Genomic DNA, 19,034 nt, shown 5'->3' on the forward strand with positions numbered 1-19,034 from the left:
TCCTCAATGCGCCGGCTGCGATTGCTTGGCGCGGGCGACGATCTGGGTCGGGTTGACGAAGCGCAGGGCGAGGATCAGCCAGAACAAGGTCGTCACCATATAGACCACGGCCATGGCGTCGATCGACTGCGAGGCGCGCACGCCCGAGGCGAAGACGGCATAATAGAGCGAGACGACCAGCGTCTGGCTCGTCGGGCCGGCGACGAGGAAGGTCAACTCGAACATGGCGATGGTGCGCACCAGCACCAGAAGCAGCGCCGCCAGCATGCCCGGCAGAAGCAGCGGCAAAAGGATGCGGGTGAACAGGCTGCCGGTGCCGGCGCCGAAGACGCGGGCGGCGGCTTCCACGCGCGGATCGATTTGCTCGATGAAGGGGATCATCACCAAAACTACGAAGGGAATGGAGGGCACGAGATTGATGATCACCACGCCCCAGAAGGAGCCGCCAAGCCCGACCTGATAGAGCAGGGTGGCCAGCGGGATGCCATAGGTCAAGGGCGGCACCAGGAGCGGCAGCAGGAAGACCAGCACGACGAAGCGCTTGCCGGCGAAATCCCGCCGCGCCAGAGCATAGGCCGTGGTGATCCCAATCAGGCCGGAGAGCAGCGTCACCAGGAAGACCACCTGGAAGGTGACGAGCAGCACCTCCGTCAGCTGGAATTCGCGCCAGGCGGCGAAATACCAGCGGGTGGTGAAATCGACCGGCAGCCAGGTGCCGAGCCAGCGCGTCGCCAGCGAATTGGTCACCACCGTGGCAATGACGCCGAGGAGGTTGAGGATGAAGAGCAGCGTCACCGCCCAGACGGCGGTGCGCCACAGCTTGGAGCCGAGGCCACGGTCGCGGATCATGGGGTCAACCTTTCGTGCCGCTGGCCGAGCCGCGATAGAAGAAGCCGCGCAGGCCGAGCACCGCGAGAACGACGAGAAGCTGGACCGCGCCCATGATGATGGCGATGGCCGAGCCGAGCGAGTGGTTATATTCCTCGAAGGCCGCCGAATAGGCCGCGATCGAAATGACGCGCGTGGCGCCCGCCGGCGCGCCGAGCAGCACCGCCGAGGGGAAGACGGCGAAGGCCTGGACGAAGGCGAGGCAGAAGGTGACCGACAGGCCCGGCACCAGGAGCGGCAGGAAGATGCGGGTGAAACGCCGCCAGGCGCTTGCCCCCAGCGTTGCCGCCGCCTGCTCGATCGCCGGATCGATGCCGGTCACGTAGGAGAGCGTCAGCAGGAAGGCGAAGGGAAAGCCCGTGATCAGCAGCGAGGCGAACACACCCCAGTAATTGTTGGTCAGCCTGAGCGGCGTGTCCAACAGGCCGATCAGGATCAGCGTGCGGTTGAACCAGCCCTGGGGGCCGAGAAAGTTCAACAGGCCTTCGGCGACCAGCACCGTGCCGAGCGTGATCGGCAGCACCAGAAGCGTGGTCAACAGCCGCTGCCGGCGCATCAGCCGCACGCGAAAGGCGATGGGAACGGCCAGCAGAAGATTGAGAAGGGTGACCGGCAGGGCCAGCCAGAGCGTGGCCGAGATGGTGTTGTAGAGAAAGGGATCGGAGAAGAAGCGGCGATAGTTTTCATACCAGGCGCCGGCCTGCGGGGTGAGCGAATCCACCACGCCATAGAGGAAGGGATAGATGAACAGCGCGAGCACGGCGATCAGCCCCGGCAAGACGAGCAGCGTCGTGCCGTCGAAGCCTTTGGCGGCGAGCCGGGTCTTCAGCGCCGGCCGGGCCGGGCGTTGCGCCGCGCCCTGAAGAACCATGTCGCTCATCGGCCGGTCTCCTCGAAGATCAGCGTGCGGGCCGGGTCGGGCGCGAGGATGACGGGCGCGCCCTGCGGCAGGGTGCTGTCGGCGCGGAAATAGACGAGCGTGCCATCGGGAAGGGCCGCCGAGCCGAACCAGGCGCGGCCACGATATTCGATGCTGCGCACAGTGCCTGTCAGACCATCGCCGCCGCGCGCCTCGCCCTTGGAGGCGACGAAGTCTTCGGGGCGCACGGACACGGTGACGGGCGTGCCCGCCCGCAAGCCGCGCGCCGCCGGCAGAGCGAGCCGGCCGCCCGGAAGCTCGACCATGCTGCCGTCCGCGGTCACCCGGCCGAGGATCCGGGTGCGAAAGCCCATGAAATCTGCGACATCGACATGGTTCGGCCGTTCGTAAAGCTCTTCAGGCGTTCCAACCTGGCGGATGACGCCATTGGCCATGACGACGATGCGGTCGGCAAGCGAGAGCGCCTCGTCCTGATCATGGGTGACATAGATGGTGGTGGAGCCGATCGCCTCGTGGATCGCGCGGATTTCGGCGCGCATTTCGAGCCTGAGCTTAGCGTCGAGATTAGAGAGTGGCTCGTCCATCAAGACGAGAGGCGGCCGGATGACGATGGCGCGCGCAATCGCCACACGCTGCTGCTGGCCGCCGGAGAGCTGACCGGGCAGCTTGTCGCCCTGGGATTTCAGCCGCACGAGATCGAGCGCGGCGTCGATGCGTGCTTCGGCCTCGGCCTTGGGCACGCCCTGCATGGCAAGGCCAAAGCCGACATTCTTGCGGATCGTCATATGGGGAAACAGGGCGTAACTCTGGAACACCATGCCGAAGCCACGCTCTTCCGGCGCCAGCTCGTGGATCGGTTTCCCATCGAGAAGAATGGCACCGCCCGTCAGCGGCAGGAGCCCGGCAATGCAGTTCAGCGCCGTCGATTTGCCGCAGCCGGAGGGTCCGAGCAGCGCAATGAACTCGCCGCGCTCGACCGTCAGATCGAGGCCATCGAGCGCGCGGTAGGCGCCGAAGGCGCGTTCGAGGCCGGCCAGTTCCAGCCGGCCGCCGCCGGCGCGTGGCGCGGGCGCGCGCTGGGCTGCAGCTGTTGGCGCGGATGTGGCGCGAAGGGTGGCAGCGTTCATCACGAAGGCTCCGAAAGCGAGAGAGAGGGGCGCGGCTTGATCGAAGCGCCGCTCGATGAAGGATCGGAAACGCCCGCCCCGCCAAAGCGTCTTGATCAGGCACTGCTTCCAGCAACCGCTTGAGCGGCTGGGGGCGAAACCGGGCGGAGAACAGGCCGGAGCTGGAGCCCCGACCTCGAAAGGCTCAGCCCTTCTTGGCGCCGATCCGCTCGTCCCAGATGCGGAAGGCGGCGACGAGCTTTTCGGCATCGAGCGGGATTTCCAGCGGGTTTTCCGCGATCCAGGCCTCATATTGCGGCCGGCCGAATTCCTTGATCGCCGCCTGGCTTTCTTCCGGCGCCATGGAAAGCGGCACGTCTTTCACCGCCGGGCCGGGATAGAAATAGCCCTGGTCATAGGCGTAGGCCTGGGATTGCGGGGTCAGCATAAAGTTCATGAGGTCGAGCAGCACGGCGAGCTTCTCCTCAGACACGCCCTTCGGCACCACCATGTAATGCGCGTCCGTCACCCAGTGGAAGCCGGCAAGCGTGCCGACCTCGGCCTCGGCCGGAACCGTGCCGAGAACGCGCGGATTGATATCCCAGCCGGTGGTCGAAACGACGATGTCCCGCGTGCCTTCGCCGAGTTCACGCATGGTCTGCGTGGTGCCGGAAGCGTAATATTCGATGTTCTGGCCAATCTCTTCCAGGAAGGCCCAGGTCTTGTCCCAGCCTTTTTCCGGATCGCGCGGATCGGCATCCTTCAACAGATAAGGCAGACCCATCAGGAAGGTGCGGCCGGGGCCGGAATTGGAGGGACGGGCATAGATGAACTTGTTCTTGTTTTCTTTGGTCCAGGCGAGCAGCTCCTCGGCGCTCTTTGGCGGCGTCTTCACCCGGTCCGGCATATATTCGATCAGCGGGCCCGAGGGGTAATAGGAGACGATGACGCCGTGATCTTTCGCCATGGCCTGCATCTTGAAAGCCTGGGGAATGTAGATCGACTGGAGATCCGGCAGATCGGCCTTATAGGGCGAAAGATCGGTCCAGATGCCCTGGTCGAGGCCGGCGGCCAGCGCGTCCGTGCCGGTCAGCACGAGATCGATATCGACGCGGCCGGCAGCCTGCTGGGCCTTGAGCTTGGCCGGCAGTTCAGGTGCGGGCGCCTTGGTAAAGGCGATGCGGCTTGCCCATTCGGGCTTGGCCTGAGTGTAGCGCTCCATGGCCGCCTGTGTCAGTGCCAGATTGCCGGCCACGTCGGCGACCGTGATGGTCACGGGGCTCGACGGCGCTTTCAGTGCGGCGAAAGCCTTGCCGCCGAACAGCGAGGCGCCGGCCATCGCGGCCGTCGTTCCCATGAAGCGTCTGCGGGTGATATGCATGCTCGAGTCCTCCCGTTGAGCACCGGCGGCTCCCACCACCGGCCTGCTGAATTCAAAGACGGTAGGCCTGTTTGGCCAGCCGATAGGCAAGATCCTGCGCCACCTCATGGGCCTCGTCCTCATCGAGGCGGCCATCGCGCACCAGGCCGGCGAGATAGGCGCAATCGACACGCCTGGAGACGTCGTGGCGGGCGGGAATTGACAGGAAGGCGCGGGTGTCGTCGTTGAAGCCGACCGTGTTGTAGAAGCCGGCGGTCTCGGTGGTCGTCTCGCGAAAACGCTTCATGCCGTCGGCGCTGTCGAAGAACCACCAGGCCGGGCCGAGACGTAAGGCAGGATAATGACCGGCAAGCGGTGCGAGCTCGCGCGAATAGGCCGTTTCGTCGAGGGTAAAGAGAATGATGGTGACCGAGGGGTCGTTGCCAACAGCACCAAGCAGCGGCTTCAGCGCATGCACATAATCGGTGCGACTGGGGATGTCGGCGCCCTTGTCGAAGCCGAAGCGCTCGAACAGCGGGCCGTTGTGGTTGCGCACGGAACCGGGGTGGATCTGCATGACGAGGCCGTCTTCCTGGCTCATCCGCGCCATTTCCGTCAGCATCTGCGCGCGGAACAGCTCCCGCTCGCCGGCATCTGCCACGCCCTGGCGCACCTTGTCGAACAGGCGCTCGGCATCGCCCGGCGCCAGATCGGCTGTCAGCGCCGAAGGATGGCCGTGATCCGTCGCCGTCGCGCCACGCGCCTTGAAGTAGGCCCGCCGTGCCCGGTGACCGGCCAGATAGCCCTGATAGGTCTCATCCATTCCGGTCAGTTCGAAGAAGCGGGCAAGCGCCTCGGCAAAGCCCGGGCGGTCCGGGTCGACGACTGCATCCGGCCGATAGGTTGGCACCACGCGGCCTTTCCAACCGGAGGCGCGAACGGCGTCGTGGTGCTTGAGATCGTCGAGCGCCGAATCCGTGGTGGCAATGACCTCGATGCCGAAGCGCTCATAAAGCGCGCGCGGACGCATGTCCTCACGACCGAGCGTCTCGGCGATGCGGTCGTAGAGCGCATCGGCATTGGCGGCGGACAGCCGCTCCTCGATGCCGAACACCGTCTGCATCGCATGCTCGAACCAGAGGCGCGACGGCGTAGCGCGAAAGAGGCTGTAGTGCCGGGCAAACAGCCGCCAGATGGCCCGCGCGTCCGTTTCCACCGCGCCGCCATCCGTGCGCGGCACGCCCAGCGCCTCCAGCGGCACGCCCTGCGAATAGAGCATGCGGAAAATATAGTGGTCGGGGATGACGAACAGCGCAGCCGGATCGGCGAAAGCCGCGTTCTCGGCATACCAGGCAGGCTCGGTGTGGCCATGGGGCGAGACGATCGGCAGATGCTCGACCGTGGAGAACAGCTGCCGGGCAATCGCGCGCGTCGTCTGCTCGCTGGGAAAAAGCCTGTCTGGATCGAGCGCCATATCACTTCCCTTGATCGCTGCCGGCCTCGGCCGTCGTCTGGCCTGCCGGCTCCGGCACTGGTCTCTTATCAGGAGGTCTGCATACCGGCCTTGCATTCTCTAGCAACTAGTATACTAGCATGTCAATCGGTTCAAGCCGTACGGAGCCAATCCCCATGTCGACGCCCGACTCCGCATCTCCCGCCCTCGACGTCTCGCGCCGTGCACCGCCCGCGCGCCGCATCACCTCAGCCACGCAGATCTTCGATATGCTGCGCGCCGAGATCGTCGCCTCGCATCTGCCGCCAGGCACGCCGCTGCAGGACAAGATGCTGATCGAGCGGTTCGGGGTCAGCCGCACGCCGGTGCGCGAGGCGCTCATTCGTCTGGCGGAGATCGGGCTCGTCGATATCTTTCCGCAGTCCGGCACCTTTGTTTCGCGCGTGCCGGTGAAGGCGATTCCCGAGGCGGTGCTGATCCGCAAGGCGCTGGAGGGGATCACGGTGGAAAAGGCGGCCGAGCAGGCCACGCCGGAGCGTATGGGCCCGCTCGAGAAGACGATCCGGCGCCAGAAGGTCGCTGCCGGCCTTGGCGATCTGGATGCGTTTCACGAGGCGGACGAGGCCTTCCACGCCGAGCTTTCGGAGCTTGCCGGCCATCCCGGCATCTGGACCCTGCTGACCCAGGTGAAGATGCAGATCGACCGGGCACGACGCCTCACCCTGCCGGTTCTTGGACGCATGGAGCAGGTGATCGCCGAGCACGAAATCATCCGGGCCGCCGTGGCTGAGGGTGACGCCGAAGCCGCCAAGACAGCGATGATGCACCATCTGAACGCCGTTATTCTCGATGTGGATGCGCTCAAGGATCGCTATCCCGACTATTTCATCTGATCGAAAAGCCCGGCGCGACGCGACCGGGCCGCAAGGAGGAAAACACGATGCGCCAAGGCTGGAGATGGTTCGGTCCCAAGGCCCCCGTTACGCTGGACGAGGTGCGCCATGTTGGCGCCACCGATATCGTTTCGGCGCTGCATGAGGTGCCGATCGGCGCGGTGTGGACGAAGGACGCCGTCGAAGCGCGGCGCGACATGATCGAGACCACGCCGTCCGGTCGCGTGCCGCTGCGCTGGTCGGTGGTTGAGAGCATCCCGATTCCCGATGCGGTCAAGCGCGTGGGCGGCAAGGCCAAGGCCGAGATCGAGGCCTGGATCGCCAGCCTCGAAAATGTCGGCCGGGCCGGTATTCCCATCGTCTGCTACAATTTCATGCCAGTGGTCGACTGGTGCCGCACCGAGCTCGATTTCGTCACCGATACCGGCGCGACCGCCATGCGCTTCGATTTCGAGACCTTCGCCGCCTTCGACCTTTTCATTCTCGAACGGCCCGATGCCGCCCACGACTACAGCGAGGCCGAGCGGGCGCGGGCCGAAGCTCTGTTCAAGGCCATGGACGAGCAGGCCGTGTCCGATCTCGTACGCAACATTGCCAGCGCGCTGCCGGGCTCGACCACCGAGCCGATGACCATTCCCGGTTTTCGCGACAAGCTGGCGCAATATCGCGGCATCGATGCCGCCCGGCTGCGCCAGCATCTGATCGAGTTTCTCGAAGCCGTCACGCCGGCGGCCGAAAGCCTCGGCGTCAAGCTCACCTTGCATCCCGACGATCCGCCGCGCCCGCTCTTCGGCCTGCCGCGCATCGCCTCCACCGAGGCGGATTATGCGGCGTTGTTCGACGCCGTCCCTTCACCCGCCAATGGCATGTGCTTCTGCACCGGCAGCCTGGGCGTGCGGCTGGAAAACGACCTGCCGGCCATGGTCGAGCGCTTTGCCTCGCGCATCCATTTCTCGCATCTGCGCAACACGCGGCGCGAAGCCGACCCCCGCACATTCCATGAGTCGGCGCATCTCGATGGCGATACGGACATGGTCGCGGTGCTCAAGGCGCTGGTGAAGGAAGATGCCAAGCGAGCACCCGGCGAGACCATCGTCATCCGTTCCGATCACGGCCACCGCATGCTGGATGATCTCACCAAAACGGTGACCCCAGGCTATCCCGCCATCGGCCGCATGCGCGGGCTGGCGGAGCTGCGCGGCATTCTCTACGCGCTGGGACATCCGCCGGAACTACCGCGTGCAGCAGAGCTGGCCTGAGTTGCCCTAAATTTTGCCGGAAGGGTGTGCCGCGGGATACCACGCTGACGATGTGCAGGCTGGAGCGCCCCCTTATCCGCGTATCGGCATCCTCTCCCTCGGTGGAGGGAGGTCGGATGGGGTGGGCAGGCCGCGAGATCCTTATGTCGTATCTCGTCGGTAAAAATCGCTCCCATCGTTCGCCAATCCGACCCAGCCATTGTGAGACATGTCATTTCGCCTATTTGCCCCGCTCGACTTGATGTTTTCGGGGCTTATTTTCCGGCCTCGCTGATACCGGAAGATAAAGCAGGGGAGGGCGACATGGCTCGCTACACGATCGACGATGCGGTTACCGATCTCAGCGCCGTTCTCGACCGGGCTCCAAAGGGCGCGGTTTCGGGCGAATGGACTGCCAGCACCATGCAGGCCGGCCATGCCGATATGTCCGGCGGTTATAAGGATAGCAGCGGCGCCTACCTGTCGGACCCGCACGGCGCGCTGTTCGACGCGATCCAGCAGATCATGAGCAGACTGGCGGATGCCGGGCATGACCGCTTCAACCGCATGCAGATCACTTGGACCGCCGGCTCCTGGCCGTTTCGCAAGAGCAAGGTGACGGTGCAAACCTTGTTCGATGCGGCCAGCGTGCCGCGAGGTGCGGACGACCCGGTCTTCGAACGTGCCGCCGACTGCCGCAGACGCATTTGGGAAGACGCGGGTGCCTACATCGAAGGCTACGCGGCGCGCAGCGAGGCGGCCAATGCCCATCGACAGACGGCATGGTTCGGCCCGCACCGCCGCGTCTTGCTGGTCCGCGATCAGCATGGCCTGCATCTGGTCACCGACGGACTGTCGACGCCCTGGGCAGGTATCGCCGAGCCGGAAAATGGCGTGGAATGCGAGCTGATCCTGCCGATGGACATGTTCGGTGAGCCGCAGTCACTGGATGTCCAGACCGATGCTCAAACCGTGGATCTCTGGGCGACCACGCTTATCGCCGTCGGCGATCTCGTGGCCGATGGCTACCGCGTCGCGCGCGATGTTTCGGTGCATGGCGCCATTCTTTTTTGCGCACTGCCAGATGGCTGCCTGCCTTACACGCGACTGATTCTCAGCCTGGACGGCAGGGTTCTTTCCAATCTGCCCTTCGGCAATGTGCCGCTTCTGCGCGCCACGCCGATCAGGGAGGCGGAACTCGACGGGCTGGATCTCGACGGCACCTGGGCGGCTGACGCCGCGAAGACGATCCTGCAGCGTCGGCACACCAAAGCTTGAGCTGACAGAGTCGCGTCTAACGTAGTCCTGTGGACGGCATGCGCTCGAATCAGCTTTCCAGCCAGCGCCGGCCGGAAGCAGTCAGATGGGCGTGCATGGCGGCTTGCGCGCCGAGAGGGTTGCGCGCGTCGAGACAGGCGAGAATCGTTTCGTGCTCTGTCAGCGCCTGTCGCCAGGTTTCCGGCGTCTCGAAGCGCCCGCGCATGCGATCGGACATCGGACTGTGACGCTCATCGAACAGCTGGGCCACGACTTCGGCCAACACCGTATTGCCTGCGCAATCGGCAATTGCCAGGTGGAACTGCCGGTCCTGCTCCATCGGTTTGCGTCCCTCGTCGATCTCGTGACGCATGGCGTTCAGGATGCCCGTCAACGTTGAAAGGGCCTCAGGCGAGATGGCGGCGGCCGCCTGGATGATGACGGCGCCTTCGATCACCGCGCGCGCCTGCATCAGCTCCATTGGACTTTCGCCGAGCGAGCGATTGCTCGCTACTTGGCGCGCTGGGCTCAGTGCGTAAATGCCCGAACCCATTCGAATTTCGATCGAACCATCGATTTCCAGCGCAATCAGTGCTTCGCGCAGCGATGGTCGAGACACGCCCAGCTGCTGCGCCAGTTCCCGCTCGGCCGGCAGCCGCGCGCCGGGCGGATATTGCCCGTTCTGGATGAGTTGGCGAACCTGGTCGGCAATCTGTTGGTATAGACGTCGAGTCTCGGACATTTGGTCAGGCCAATATCTGGAGTAAGCGCTTCGAACGACAGTAAGCAGCCAAATTTGCCATAAGAGCAAGCGCCTTTCAAAAATTGGCTTGACCAAAACGCAGGGGCCGGCCTAGGAAGGAGGTACGGGAAGGTCAAGGAGCGCCTTTTCGTCAGGGAGGACATCGTCATGGGTGGAGTGCAGCTTGCCGCTGGCGAGCCTGAGCCTGCGCGCTTGCTGCTCAGGCTGGAAGGTGTCGCCAAGGAATTCCCCGGCGTCAAGGCGCTGCAGGGCGTCAGCTTCGATCTGCGTGCCGGCGAGGTGCATGCAGTCTGCGGCGAAAACGGCGCCGGCAAATCCACCCTGATGAAGATCATCAGCGGCGTCTACCAGCGCGATGCCGGCGAGATCGTCTACAAGGGCGAGACGGTGCATTTCACCTCGACGCATCAGTCCGAGGCAGCCGGCATCGCCATCATCCACCAGGAACTGAACCTGGTGCCGCATCTCACCGTGGCCGAGAACATCTATCTGGCGCGCGAGCCGCGACGGGGTTTCCTGGTCGACCGGCGCCGGCTCTATGCCGATTCAAGGCGCTGCCTCGACCGGCTCGGTGTCGACATCGATCCTCATGCGCAGGTGCGCACGCTTTCCGTCGCCCAATGCCAGATGGTCGAAATCGCCAAGGCGCTGTCGCTCGATGCCTCCGTGCTGATCATGGACGAGCCGACCTCCTCGCTGACCGAGCAGGAAGCCCGGCTTCTCTTCCGCGTCATCCGCGATCTCAAGGCCGCCGGTACTGGTATTGTCTATATTTCCCACCGGCTGGACGAGATGGCCGAGATCGTCGACCGCGTCACCATTCTGCGTGACGGGCGCTATATCTCGACCGACGATTTTTCCGCCATCACCGTGGACGACATCGTCGCGCGCATGGTTGGCCGGCCGCTGGAGGAAAAATTTCCCGCGCCGACGCGCCAGCCCGGCAGCGAGGTGCTGTTTTCCGTTTCGGGCCTCACCCGCAGGGGCGTGTTCTCCGACATCAATTTCGAGATCCGCCGGGGCGAGATCCTCGGCTTTGCCGGGCTGATGGGTGCAGGTCGCACGGAAGTTGCCCGTGCGATCTTTGGGGCCGACCCCTTCGATTCCGGCACCATCGCGCTTAACGGCCAGACGATTGCGATCACCGATCCGCGTTCGGCCATCGAAGCAGGCATTGCCTATCTTTCCGAGGATCGCAAGGGGCAGGGCTTGGCGGTAAAAATGCCCGTCGATGCCAATCTGACACTGGCCAACATGGACGCGGTGGCCAACAGCGCCGGCATTATCGACCGCCAGCGCCACCGCGCGTCCAGCCAGCACTATGTCGATCTTCTCAGCATCAAGACGCCTTCGCTCAGCCAGCCGGTGCGGCTTCTGTCAGGCGGCAATCAGCAGAAGATCATCATCGGCAAATGGTTGTTTCGCGAGCCGAAGATCATGTTCTTCGACGAACCGACGCGCGGCATCGATGTGGGGGCGAAGTTCGCCATCTACCAGATCATGGACGCGCTGGCCGCGCGCGGCATCGGCATTGTGCTGATCAGCTCGGAACTGCCGGAGATCCTCGGCCTGTCGGACCGTGTCGCGGTCTTCCACGAAGGCCGCATCACCGCAACGCTCTCCACGCGTGAGACATCGCAGGAAGACATCATGCTCTACGCCTCCGGCCGCAGCCGGCACGGCGAGTAAGGACACCAGACCATGGCCGACATTACCAATGGCAAGCCGCAGGAAGCGATGACCCAGCGCAAGGGCCTGAGCGACCGGCAGAAGGATATCATCCAGAAATTTGCCGCGCTCGGCAGCCTGGTCATCCTGGCCGCCGTCTTCGCCGTCACCTCCAGCGCCTTTCTTACCGTCAACAACGGCATGACGATCGCGCTGCAGGTCACCTCCATTGCGCTGCTCGGCATCGGCGCGACCTATGTCATCATCACAGGCGGCATCGACCTGTCGGTGGGCTCCGTGCTGGCGCTGGCCGGCGTGGTGGCGGCGCTTGCGGTCAAGGATTACGGCACGCCGATCTGGCTCGGCATGCTCATCGGCATTCTCACCGGTTCCGCCTGCGGCGTCATCAACGGCTTCGTCATCACGAGGCTGAAGCTGCCGCCCTTCATCGCCACGCTCGGCATGATGCTGATTGCCCGCGGCGTCGCGTTGCAGATCACCGGCGCGCGCGCGGTCTCCGGCCTTGGCGAAGCCTTCGGCGTGCTCGGCAATGGGTCGCTCCTGCGCATCGAGTCGATCGACGATCAGGGCTTTCCGGTCGTCACCTTTCCCGGCATTCCCTATCCGGTGGTGCTGATGATCGTGATCGCGGTCGCCGCCGGCTTTCTCTTGAACCGCACGGTCCTCGGCCGGCATATCTACGCCATCGGCTCGAATGCGGATGCGGCCCGGCTTTCCGGCGTCAACGTCACGCGCGTCACCGCTTTCACCTACATTGTTTCCGGCACGCTGGCCGGGTTGACGGGCTGCGTGCTGATGTCGCGCCTCGTCACCGCCCAGCCGAACGAAGGCGTGGCCTATGAGCTCGACGCGATTGCATCGGCCGTAATCGGCGGCACATCGCTGATCGGCGGCGTGGGGACGATTTCCGGCACCTTTATCGGCGCTTTCGTTATCGGCATCCTGCGCAATGGGCTCAACATGAACGGCGTCTCCGCCTTCATCCAGCAGATCATCATCGGCCTCGTCATTCTGGTCACCGTCTGGATCGACCAGATCCGCAACCGCCGCTGAGACATGGCCGGGGGCGTGTGTGCCCGGTTCTTGACACGGGAAGGGGAGGAGCCTTCCCCCGTTTGAAGCCCCGGCAGGGTTTCGATCATTGAGGAGGAAACTATGCGTAAACTCGTTCTGGCGCTTGCGGCTTCGGTCATCGCGCTCTCGGCTGCTTCGACCGCTTCGGCTGGCGAAATCGCCGTCATCGTCAAGACGGTCAACTCCACCTTCTGGCAGAACGTCCAGAAGGGCGCGGATGCGGCCATCGGCAAGGCCAAGGGCCACACCATGACCTTCCAAGGCCCGGCCTCGGAATCCGCCATCGCCGACCAGGTGAACATGGTGGAAAATGCCGTAAACCGGAAGGTCGACGCCATCCTGCTCGCCCCGTCCGATCCGGATGCGCTGGTGCCCGCCGTGAAGCGCGCCTGGGAGGCCCGCATTCCGGTCGTGATCATCGACTCCATGCTGTCGAAGGATGCCGAGAAATATTATCAGTCCTTCCTCGCCACCGACAACAAGAAGGCCGGCGAACTGGCCGCCAAGGCCATGATCGACAAGGTCGGCACCGAGGGCAAGATCGCCGTCATGTCCTATGTCGCCGGCGCAGGCTCGGAAATCGGCCGCGTGGGCGGCTTCACCGACTATATCAAGGCCCATTCCAAGCTCACCATCGTCGGTCCCTATTACTCGCAGTCGCAGATGGCGACCGCACTGAACCAGACGACCGACGTGCTGGCCGCCAATGCCGATCTCAAGGGGATTTTCGGCGCCAATGAGCCGACCGCCATCGGCATGGGCCGCGCCATCAAGCAGGCCGGCAAGGCTGGCAAGATCGTCGCCATCGGCTTCGACGGAAACCAGGACCTGCAGGAATTCGTGAAGGACGGCACGCTCGAAGCCACCGTCGTTCAAGGCTCCTACCAGATGGGCGAAAAGGGTGTGGATGCGCTCGTGAAGATCCTCGACAAGGGCAAGGTCGAAAAGTTCATCGACACCGGCGTCGTCGTCGTCACCAAGAGCAATATCGACAAGCCGGAAGCCAAGAACGTTCTCTACTGATCCGACCTTCGGGCGCGCGGGGAGCACGATCCCCGCGCGCATTCTCACCGCTTCTCTTTAAAATGACGGATAAGACGATGCTGGTCACCGACAGACGCAAGCTGCGCCATCGCGATGTGTTCTTCACGGCCATGGGCCTTGGCTGCGCGCAGATGGGCAGCCTCTATCGCTGGACGAGCTATCAGGAATCGCTCAGTGCCTTCGACACAGCCTGGACCGCCGGCATCCGCTATTTCGACACCGCACCCTTCTATGGCTATACCCGTTCCGAGCGCCGTCTCGGCACCATGCTGACCGAGTATCCGCGTGGCGACTATCTTCTTTCCACCAAGGTTGGGCGCCTGATGGTGCCGGATGAGACGGTGGGCGAAGAGGAAGACACCTATGTCCGCCCGCTGCCTTTCCGCCCTGTCTACGATTACAGCTATGACGCGATCCTGCGCTCCTTCGAGGCAAGCCAGCAGCGCCTTGGCATCCTGAAGCCCGACATCCTCTATATCCACGACATCGGCCGCGTCACCCACGGCGAGAAGCATGACCATTACTGGGCGCAGCTGACCCAGGGAGGCGGCTTCAAGGCGCTGGGCGAGCTGCGCGCCAGTGGCCAGATCAAGGCAGTCGGCCTCGGCGTCAACGAGTGGGAAGTCGTGTCGGACGCCATGAACGAATTCGATATCGACGCGGCCATGCTTGCCGGGCGCTATACGCTGCTGGAGCAGGAAAGCCTTGGCATGATGGCGCGTGCGCAAGCCCAAGGCGTCGGCATCGTCGCAGCCGGGGTCTTCAACTCCGGCATTCTCGCCGGAAACCGCAAGTTCAACTACAAAGATGCGCCGGCCGCACTTCTCCAGCGCGTGGACGCAATCGAAGCGGCCTGCGCGGAAGAGGGCGTCAGCCTCCAAGCTGCTGCGCTCGCCTTCCCGCTTCTGCATCCGGCCACGGTCACCGTCGTATCCGGCGCACGAAACGCCGAACAACTGAAGGCGAACATCGCCTGGTTCGAGGAAACGATTCCTTCGTCGTTCTGGCAGCGGCTCAAGGAGCGTGGGCTGATCGCCGAGGATGCGCCGATCAGCCCGGTCGCAAACGGAGCGGCCTGATGCTGATCGATGCGCACCAGCATTTCTGGCGCCTCGCCGCTCGCGCGGGCGAATGGCCGCCACCGTCGCTTGCCGCCATCTATCGCGATTTCGCGCCCGAGGACCTGATCCCTCAGCTCAAGGCCGCCGGGGTCGATGGGACGGTTGTCGTTCAGTCTTTGCCCAAGGGTGAGGACACGCGCTTTCTGCTCGATCTGGCCGAACGCCACGATTTCATTCTCGGCGTCGTCGGCTGGGTGGATCTGAAGGGCGCGCAGGCTGCCACCGAGATCGCTGACCTTGCGCGCGAGCCGAAGCTCAAGGGTCTGCGGCCAATGCTGCAGGATCTGCCCGAGGATGGCTGGATCGACGATCCCGCGCTCGATCCGGCCGTGGCCGCGATGATCGAGGCGGGCCTGAGCTTCGACGCGCTGGTGCTGCCGCGCCACCTGCCGGCGCTGACGGCGTTTGCGCAGCGCCATCCGCGCCTGCCCATCGTCATCGACCATGGCGCAAAGCCCGTCATTTCAGAAGGTCTCTATAGCGAGTGGCGTAAGGCCATGGAGAAGCTTGCTGCCCTGCCGCAGGTCTTCTGCAAGCTTTCCGGCCTCTTGGTGGAGGCAGGCGATCAGCGCCCACAGGCAATTCGCCCCTATGCCGAGACCCTGTTCGATCTTTTCGGGCCGGAGCGGCTGATCTGGGGCAGCGATTGGCCGGTGGTCGATCTCGCTGCCGATTACGCAGCCTGGCTAGCCCAATGCCGCGCCATCGTGCCGGCTGTGGCGCATGACCGTGTTTTTGGCGGCAATGCCCGCCGCTTCTATCGTCTTTGAGGGGACAATCATGCAGAGAATGGGGATGATGATCGGCCTGCAGCCGGACAAAGTCGAGGAATACAAGCGGCTGCATGCGGCGGTCTGGCCCGAAATTCTCGATCTGATCTCCCGCTGCAACATCAAAAACTACACGATCTTCCTGCGCGAGCCGGAAAATCTCCTGTTCGGCGTGTGGGACTATCACGGCGTGGATTTCGAGGCTGACATGGCCAAAATGGCGGCCGACCCGAAGAACCAGGAATGGTGGTCCTTCTGCATCCCTTGTCAGAAGCCCTTGGACACGCGCAAGGATGGCGAGTGGTGGGCGATGATGGACGAAGTCTTCCACATGGATTGAGACCCACGGCACTGCCGCAGGACATTGAAAGCCGTGGCGCTTGCCACGCGGGAATGAGGACGAAGCAATGAGCCAGACATTAGACGGTAAGATCGTTGTGGTCACCGCGGCAGGGCAGGGCATCGGACGCGCCAGCGCGCTCGCCTTTGCCCGCGCCGGCGCCACCGTTCACGCCACCGACATCAATGACGAGACGCTGGCAAGCCTCCGCGCCGAGGCGCCGGTGACCACCCGCAAGCTTGACGTTTTGGATGGCGCAGCCGTTGCCGCGTTCTTCGCCGAAATCGGCCGCGTCGATGTGCTCTTCAACTGCGCCGGTGTGGTGCACAATGGCTCGGTGCTCGACATCACCGACAAGGACCTGGATTTCGCCTTTGATCTCAATGTCCGCGCCATGATCCGCACCATCCAGGCGGCGCTGCCGGGCATGCTGGAACGCGGGGATGGCGCCATCATCAATATGGCCTCGGTCGCCTCCTCGGTGAAGGGCGTGCCCAACCGCTGCGCCTATGGGCTGACCAAGGCAGCCGTGATCGGACTGACCAAGTCCGTCGCCGCCGATTATGTTGCCAAGGGCATCCGCTGCAACGCCATCTGCCCCGGCACGGTGGAAAGCCCATCGCTGGAAGGCCGTATGCGCGCCCAGGGCGATTACGAGACCGCACGCGCCACCTTCATCGCCCGCCAGCCGATGGGCCGGCTGGGAACGGCGGAAGAGATTGCCGATCTCGCCGTGCATCTGGCCGGCGCGACCTATACGACGGGGCAGGCCTACTGCATCGACGGCGGCTGGTCGCTCTGAACCGAATTTGCTGAAAGGATATTGACGATGAAATTCCTCCGCCATGGCGCGCCCGGCGCCGAAAAGCCCGGCCTTTTGGCCGATGACGGCACGATCCGCGATCTCTCAGGACACGTTGCAGATCTGTCCGGCGCGGCGCTGGCTCCCGATGCCCTGAAGGCGCTCGGTGGGATCGACGTCTCCGGCCTGCCAGTGGTCGATGCCGGCACGCGCCTTGGCGCCTGCGTGGCCGGAACCGGCAAGTTCATCTGCATCGGGCTCAACTTCTCTGACCACGCGGCCGAAACCGGCGCTTCCGTGCCGCCGGAACCCGTGATCTTCATGAAGGCGACCTCCGCCATCGTCGGTCCGAACGACGAGGTACGCATTCCCCGTGGATCGGAGAAGACCGACTGGGAAGTCGAACTCGGCGTCGTCATCGGCAAGACCGCGAAATATGTCAGCGAGACCGAAGCGCTCGACTATGTCGCCGGCTATTGCGTCAGCCACGACGTGTCCGAGCGCGCCTTCCAGACCGAGCGCGCAGGGCAGTGGACCAAGGGCAAGTCCTGCGACACCTTCGGGCCTATCGGCCCTTGGCTGGTGACCAAAGACGAGATCACCGATCCGCAGAATCTCGGCATGTGGCTGAAGGTCAATGGCGAGACCATGCAGGACGGATCTTCCAAGACCATGGTCTATGGCGTCGCCTTCCTCGTTTCCTATCTCTCGCAGTTCATGTCGCTGCATCCCGGCGACGTCATCTCCACCGGCACGCCGCCCGGCGTCGGGCTCGGCATGAAGCCGCCGCGCTTCCTGAAGGACGGCGACGTGGTCGAGCTCGGCATCGAAGGCCTGGGTACGCAGAAGCAGACCTTCCGCGCCGACCGCTAAGCGCATCAGGGGCCGGCCCTGCAAGGGGTTTGGGCCGGCTCCTCAGTCCCCGCCCACGCCCCGTCCAACATCGTCCATCGCCCTGCCACGACCTTGTGCGTGCCCGGCGAGGCTGTCTTCTGGCTGCCGGAGAGCTCCCATGACCCGCATCACCAATCTTCGCGTTTTCGATCTGCGCTTTCCGACCTCCGCCAGCCTCGACGGCTCCGACGCGATGAATCCGGATCCGGACTATTCGGCCGCGTACGTTATCCTCGAAACCGACAGGCCGGATCTATCGGGCCATGGCCTGACCTTCACCATCGGCCGTGGCAACGATATCTGCTGCATGGCGATCGAGGCCATGCGCCATCTGGTGATTGGTGCCGATCTCGCCGAGGTGCGGGCAGCGCCGGGCAAGTTCTGGCGCAAGCTCACCGGTGATAGCCAGCTGCGCTGGATCGGTCCGGACAAGGGCGCCATGCATCTGGCAACGGGGGCCGTGGTCAATGCATTCTGGGATGCCATGGCGAAGGAAGCCGGCCTGCCGGTTTGGAAATTCGTCTCCACCATGTCGGCCGAAGAAATCGCCGATATCGTAGACTACCGCTACCTGACCGACGCGCTGACGCGCGAGGAGGCCGTCGAGATCCTGAAGAAGGCCGAGATCGGCAAGGCCGAGCGCATCGCCACGCTGGAAGCGGAAGGCTATGCCTGCTACACCACCTCGGCCGGCTGGCTTGGCTATTCCGACGAAAAGCTGCGCCGCCTTGCGCAGGAAGCCGTCGATGCCGGTTTCAACCATATCAAGATGAAGGTCGGCCGCGATCTGGAAGACGATATACGCCGGTTGACCATCGCCCGCGAAGTCATCGGCCCCGACCGCTATCTGATGGTCGATGCCAACCAGGTTTGGGAAGTGGGCCAGGCCATCGACTGGATGAAGCAGCTCGCCTTCTGCAAGCCTTTCTTTATCGAAGAGCCGACGAGCCCGGACGATGTCGCCGGCCACCGCAAGATCCGTGAGGCCATCGCCCCGGTGAAGGTAGCGACGGGCGAGATGTGCCAGAACCGCATCATGTTCAAGCAGTTCATCGCCGAGGGCGCGATTGATATCGTCCAGATCGATAGCTGCCGCATGGGCGGGCTGAACGAAGTACTGGCCGTGCTGCTGCTGGCCGCGAAATTCGGCAAGCCTGTCTGGCCACATGCCGGCGGTGTCGGCCTTTGCGAATATGTGCAGCATCTCTCCATGATCGACTACATCGCCGTTTCCGCCACCAAGGAGGGCCGGGTCATCGAATATGTCGATCATCTGCACGAGCATTTCCTCGACCCTTGCGTGATCCGCAACGCCGCTTACATGCCGCCGTCCCTGCCGGGCTTCTCCATCGAGATGAAGCCGGACTCGATCGTGACCTATACGCATGGAAGCAAACAGGCGGCGTGAATCCGTCAGCAATCGGGCGCAGCACGCAAGGCCGCCAACAGGTCTTGCGTGATG

At 64.0% G+C, this 19,034-nt stretch carries 18 protein-coding genes; 12 read left to right on the forward strand and 6 right to left on the reverse strand.

The window, feature by feature from the left end; all coding sequences use genetic code 11:
• Positions 1-3: 3 nt before the first annotated feature.
• From BMX61_RS07310 to uxaC, 5 genes are all read right to left on the reverse strand, one after another.
• Positions 4-849 carry an ABC transporter permease gene (locus BMX61_RS07310; RefSeq protein ID WP_075626033.1) on the reverse strand — a complete coding sequence of 282 codons (846 nt, stop codon included), beginning with the start codon at positions 847-849 and terminating at the stop codon, positions 4-6.
• Positions 850-853: 4 nt separating this feature from the next.
• Positions 854-1,759 (reverse strand): ABC transporter permease, encoded by a 906-nt coding sequence (locus BMX61_RS07315; protein ID WP_075626067.1) that lies wholly within the window; start codon positions 1,757-1,759, stop codon positions 854-856.
• 5 nt (positions 1,760-1,764) lie between these two features.
• The gene (locus BMX61_RS07320) at positions 1,765-2,895 is read right to left on the reverse strand and encodes an ABC transporter ATP-binding protein (protein WP_083639256.1); all 1,131 of its coding nucleotides are present in this window, start codon (positions 2,893-2,895) and stop codon (positions 1,765-1,767) included.
• A gap of 184 nt (positions 2,896-3,079) precedes the next feature.
• Entirely contained in the window at positions 3,080-4,255 is a 1,176-nt protein-coding gene (locus BMX61_RS07325) for an ABC transporter substrate-binding protein (RefSeq protein ID WP_075626032.1), read from the reverse strand.
• A gap of 52 nt (positions 4,256-4,307) precedes the next feature.
• On the reverse strand, positions 4,308-5,708 hold the full coding sequence (gene uxaC, locus BMX61_RS07330; protein WP_075626031.1) for a glucuronate isomerase: 1,401 nt from the start codon (positions 5,706-5,708) through the stop codon (positions 4,308-4,310).
• Positions 5,709-5,863: 155 nt separating this feature from the next.
• Here uxaC and BMX61_RS07335 point away from each other — a divergent pair, with 155 nt between their 5' ends.
• The 3 genes from BMX61_RS07335 to BMX61_RS07345 all read left to right on the forward strand — a co-directional run bounded on the left by BMX61_RS07335 (position 5,864) and on the right by BMX61_RS07345 (position 9,096).
• Positions 5,864-6,580, forward strand: a complete 717-nt coding sequence (locus tag BMX61_RS07335) for a GntR family transcriptional regulator (RefSeq protein ID WP_075626030.1) — start codon at positions 5,864-5,866, stop codon at positions 6,578-6,580.
• Between the two features lie 47 nt (positions 6,581-6,627).
• A complete protein-coding gene (gene uxuA / locus BMX61_RS07340; RefSeq protein ID WP_075626029.1) occupies positions 6,628-7,839 on the forward strand; it encodes a mannonate dehydratase in 1,212 nt (403 codons plus the stop codon).
• 303 nt (positions 7,840-8,142) lie between these two features.
• A complete protein-coding gene (locus tag BMX61_RS07345) occupies positions 8,143-9,096 on the forward strand; it encodes a hypothetical protein (protein WP_075626028.1) in 954 nt (317 codons plus the stop codon).
• 49 nt (positions 9,097-9,145) lie between these two features.
• Here BMX61_RS07345 and BMX61_RS07350 read toward each other — a convergent pair whose 3' ends face one another.
• A complete protein-coding gene (locus BMX61_RS07350; RefSeq protein ID WP_075626027.1) occupies positions 9,146-9,817 on the reverse strand; it encodes a FadR/GntR family transcriptional regulator in 672 nt (223 codons plus the stop codon).
• Positions 9,818-9,985: 168 nt separating this feature from the next.
• Between BMX61_RS07350 and BMX61_RS07355 the strand changes: the two genes are divergently transcribed.
• The 9 genes from BMX61_RS07355 to BMX61_RS07395 all read left to right on the forward strand — a co-directional run bounded on the left by BMX61_RS07355 (position 9,986) and on the right by BMX61_RS07395 (position 18,980).
• Positions 9,986-11,527, forward strand: a complete 1,542-nt coding sequence (locus tag BMX61_RS07355) for a sugar ABC transporter ATP-binding protein (protein ID WP_075626026.1) — start codon at positions 9,986-9,988, stop codon at positions 11,525-11,527.
• Between the two features lie 12 nt (positions 11,528-11,539).
• Positions 11,540-12,580 (forward strand): ABC transporter permease, encoded by a 1,041-nt coding sequence (locus BMX61_RS07360; RefSeq protein WP_075626025.1) that lies wholly within the window; start codon positions 11,540-11,542, stop codon positions 12,578-12,580.
• Positions 12,581-12,682: 102 nt separating this feature from the next.
• Positions 12,683-13,624 carry an ABC transporter substrate-binding protein gene (locus BMX61_RS07365; RefSeq protein WP_075626024.1) on the forward strand — a complete coding sequence of 314 codons (942 nt, stop codon included), beginning with the start codon at positions 12,683-12,685 and terminating at the stop codon, positions 13,622-13,624.
• A gap of 77 nt (positions 13,625-13,701) precedes the next feature.
• Positions 13,702-14,724 (forward strand): aldo/keto reductase, encoded by a 1,023-nt coding sequence (locus tag BMX61_RS07370; RefSeq protein ID WP_075626023.1) that lies wholly within the window; start codon positions 13,702-13,704, stop codon positions 14,722-14,724.
• A complete protein-coding gene (locus tag BMX61_RS07375) occupies positions 14,724-15,536 on the forward strand; it encodes an amidohydrolase family protein (RefSeq protein WP_075626022.1) in 813 nt (270 codons plus the stop codon). The genes BMX61_RS07370 and BMX61_RS07375 overlap by 1 nt, the downstream gene beginning before the upstream one ends.
• A gap of 10 nt (positions 15,537-15,546) precedes the next feature.
• A complete protein-coding gene (locus BMX61_RS07380) occupies positions 15,547-15,876 on the forward strand; it encodes an L-rhamnose mutarotase (RefSeq protein WP_075626021.1) in 330 nt (109 codons plus the stop codon).
• A gap of 67 nt (positions 15,877-15,943) precedes the next feature.
• On the forward strand, positions 15,944-16,678 hold the full coding sequence (locus BMX61_RS07385; RefSeq protein ID WP_075626020.1) for an SDR family oxidoreductase: 735 nt from the start codon (positions 15,944-15,946) through the stop codon (positions 16,676-16,678).
• A 27-nt stretch (positions 16,679-16,705) separates the two neighbouring features.
• Complete coding sequence (locus tag BMX61_RS07390) at positions 16,706-17,551, forward strand: fumarylacetoacetate hydrolase family protein (protein ID WP_075626019.1); 846 nt, start codon at positions 16,706-16,708, stop codon at positions 17,549-17,551.
• 139 nt (positions 17,552-17,690) lie between these two features.
• Positions 17,691-18,980, forward strand: a complete 1,290-nt coding sequence (locus tag BMX61_RS07395; protein ID WP_075626018.1) for an L-fuconate dehydratase — start codon at positions 17,691-17,693, stop codon at positions 18,978-18,980.
• Positions 18,981-19,034: the final 54 nt, after the last annotated feature.

The organism is Xaviernesmea oryzae (assembly GCF_900109605.1).
GTDB lineage: Bacteria > Pseudomonadota > Alphaproteobacteria > Rhizobiales > Rhizobiaceae > Xaviernesmea > Xaviernesmea oryzae.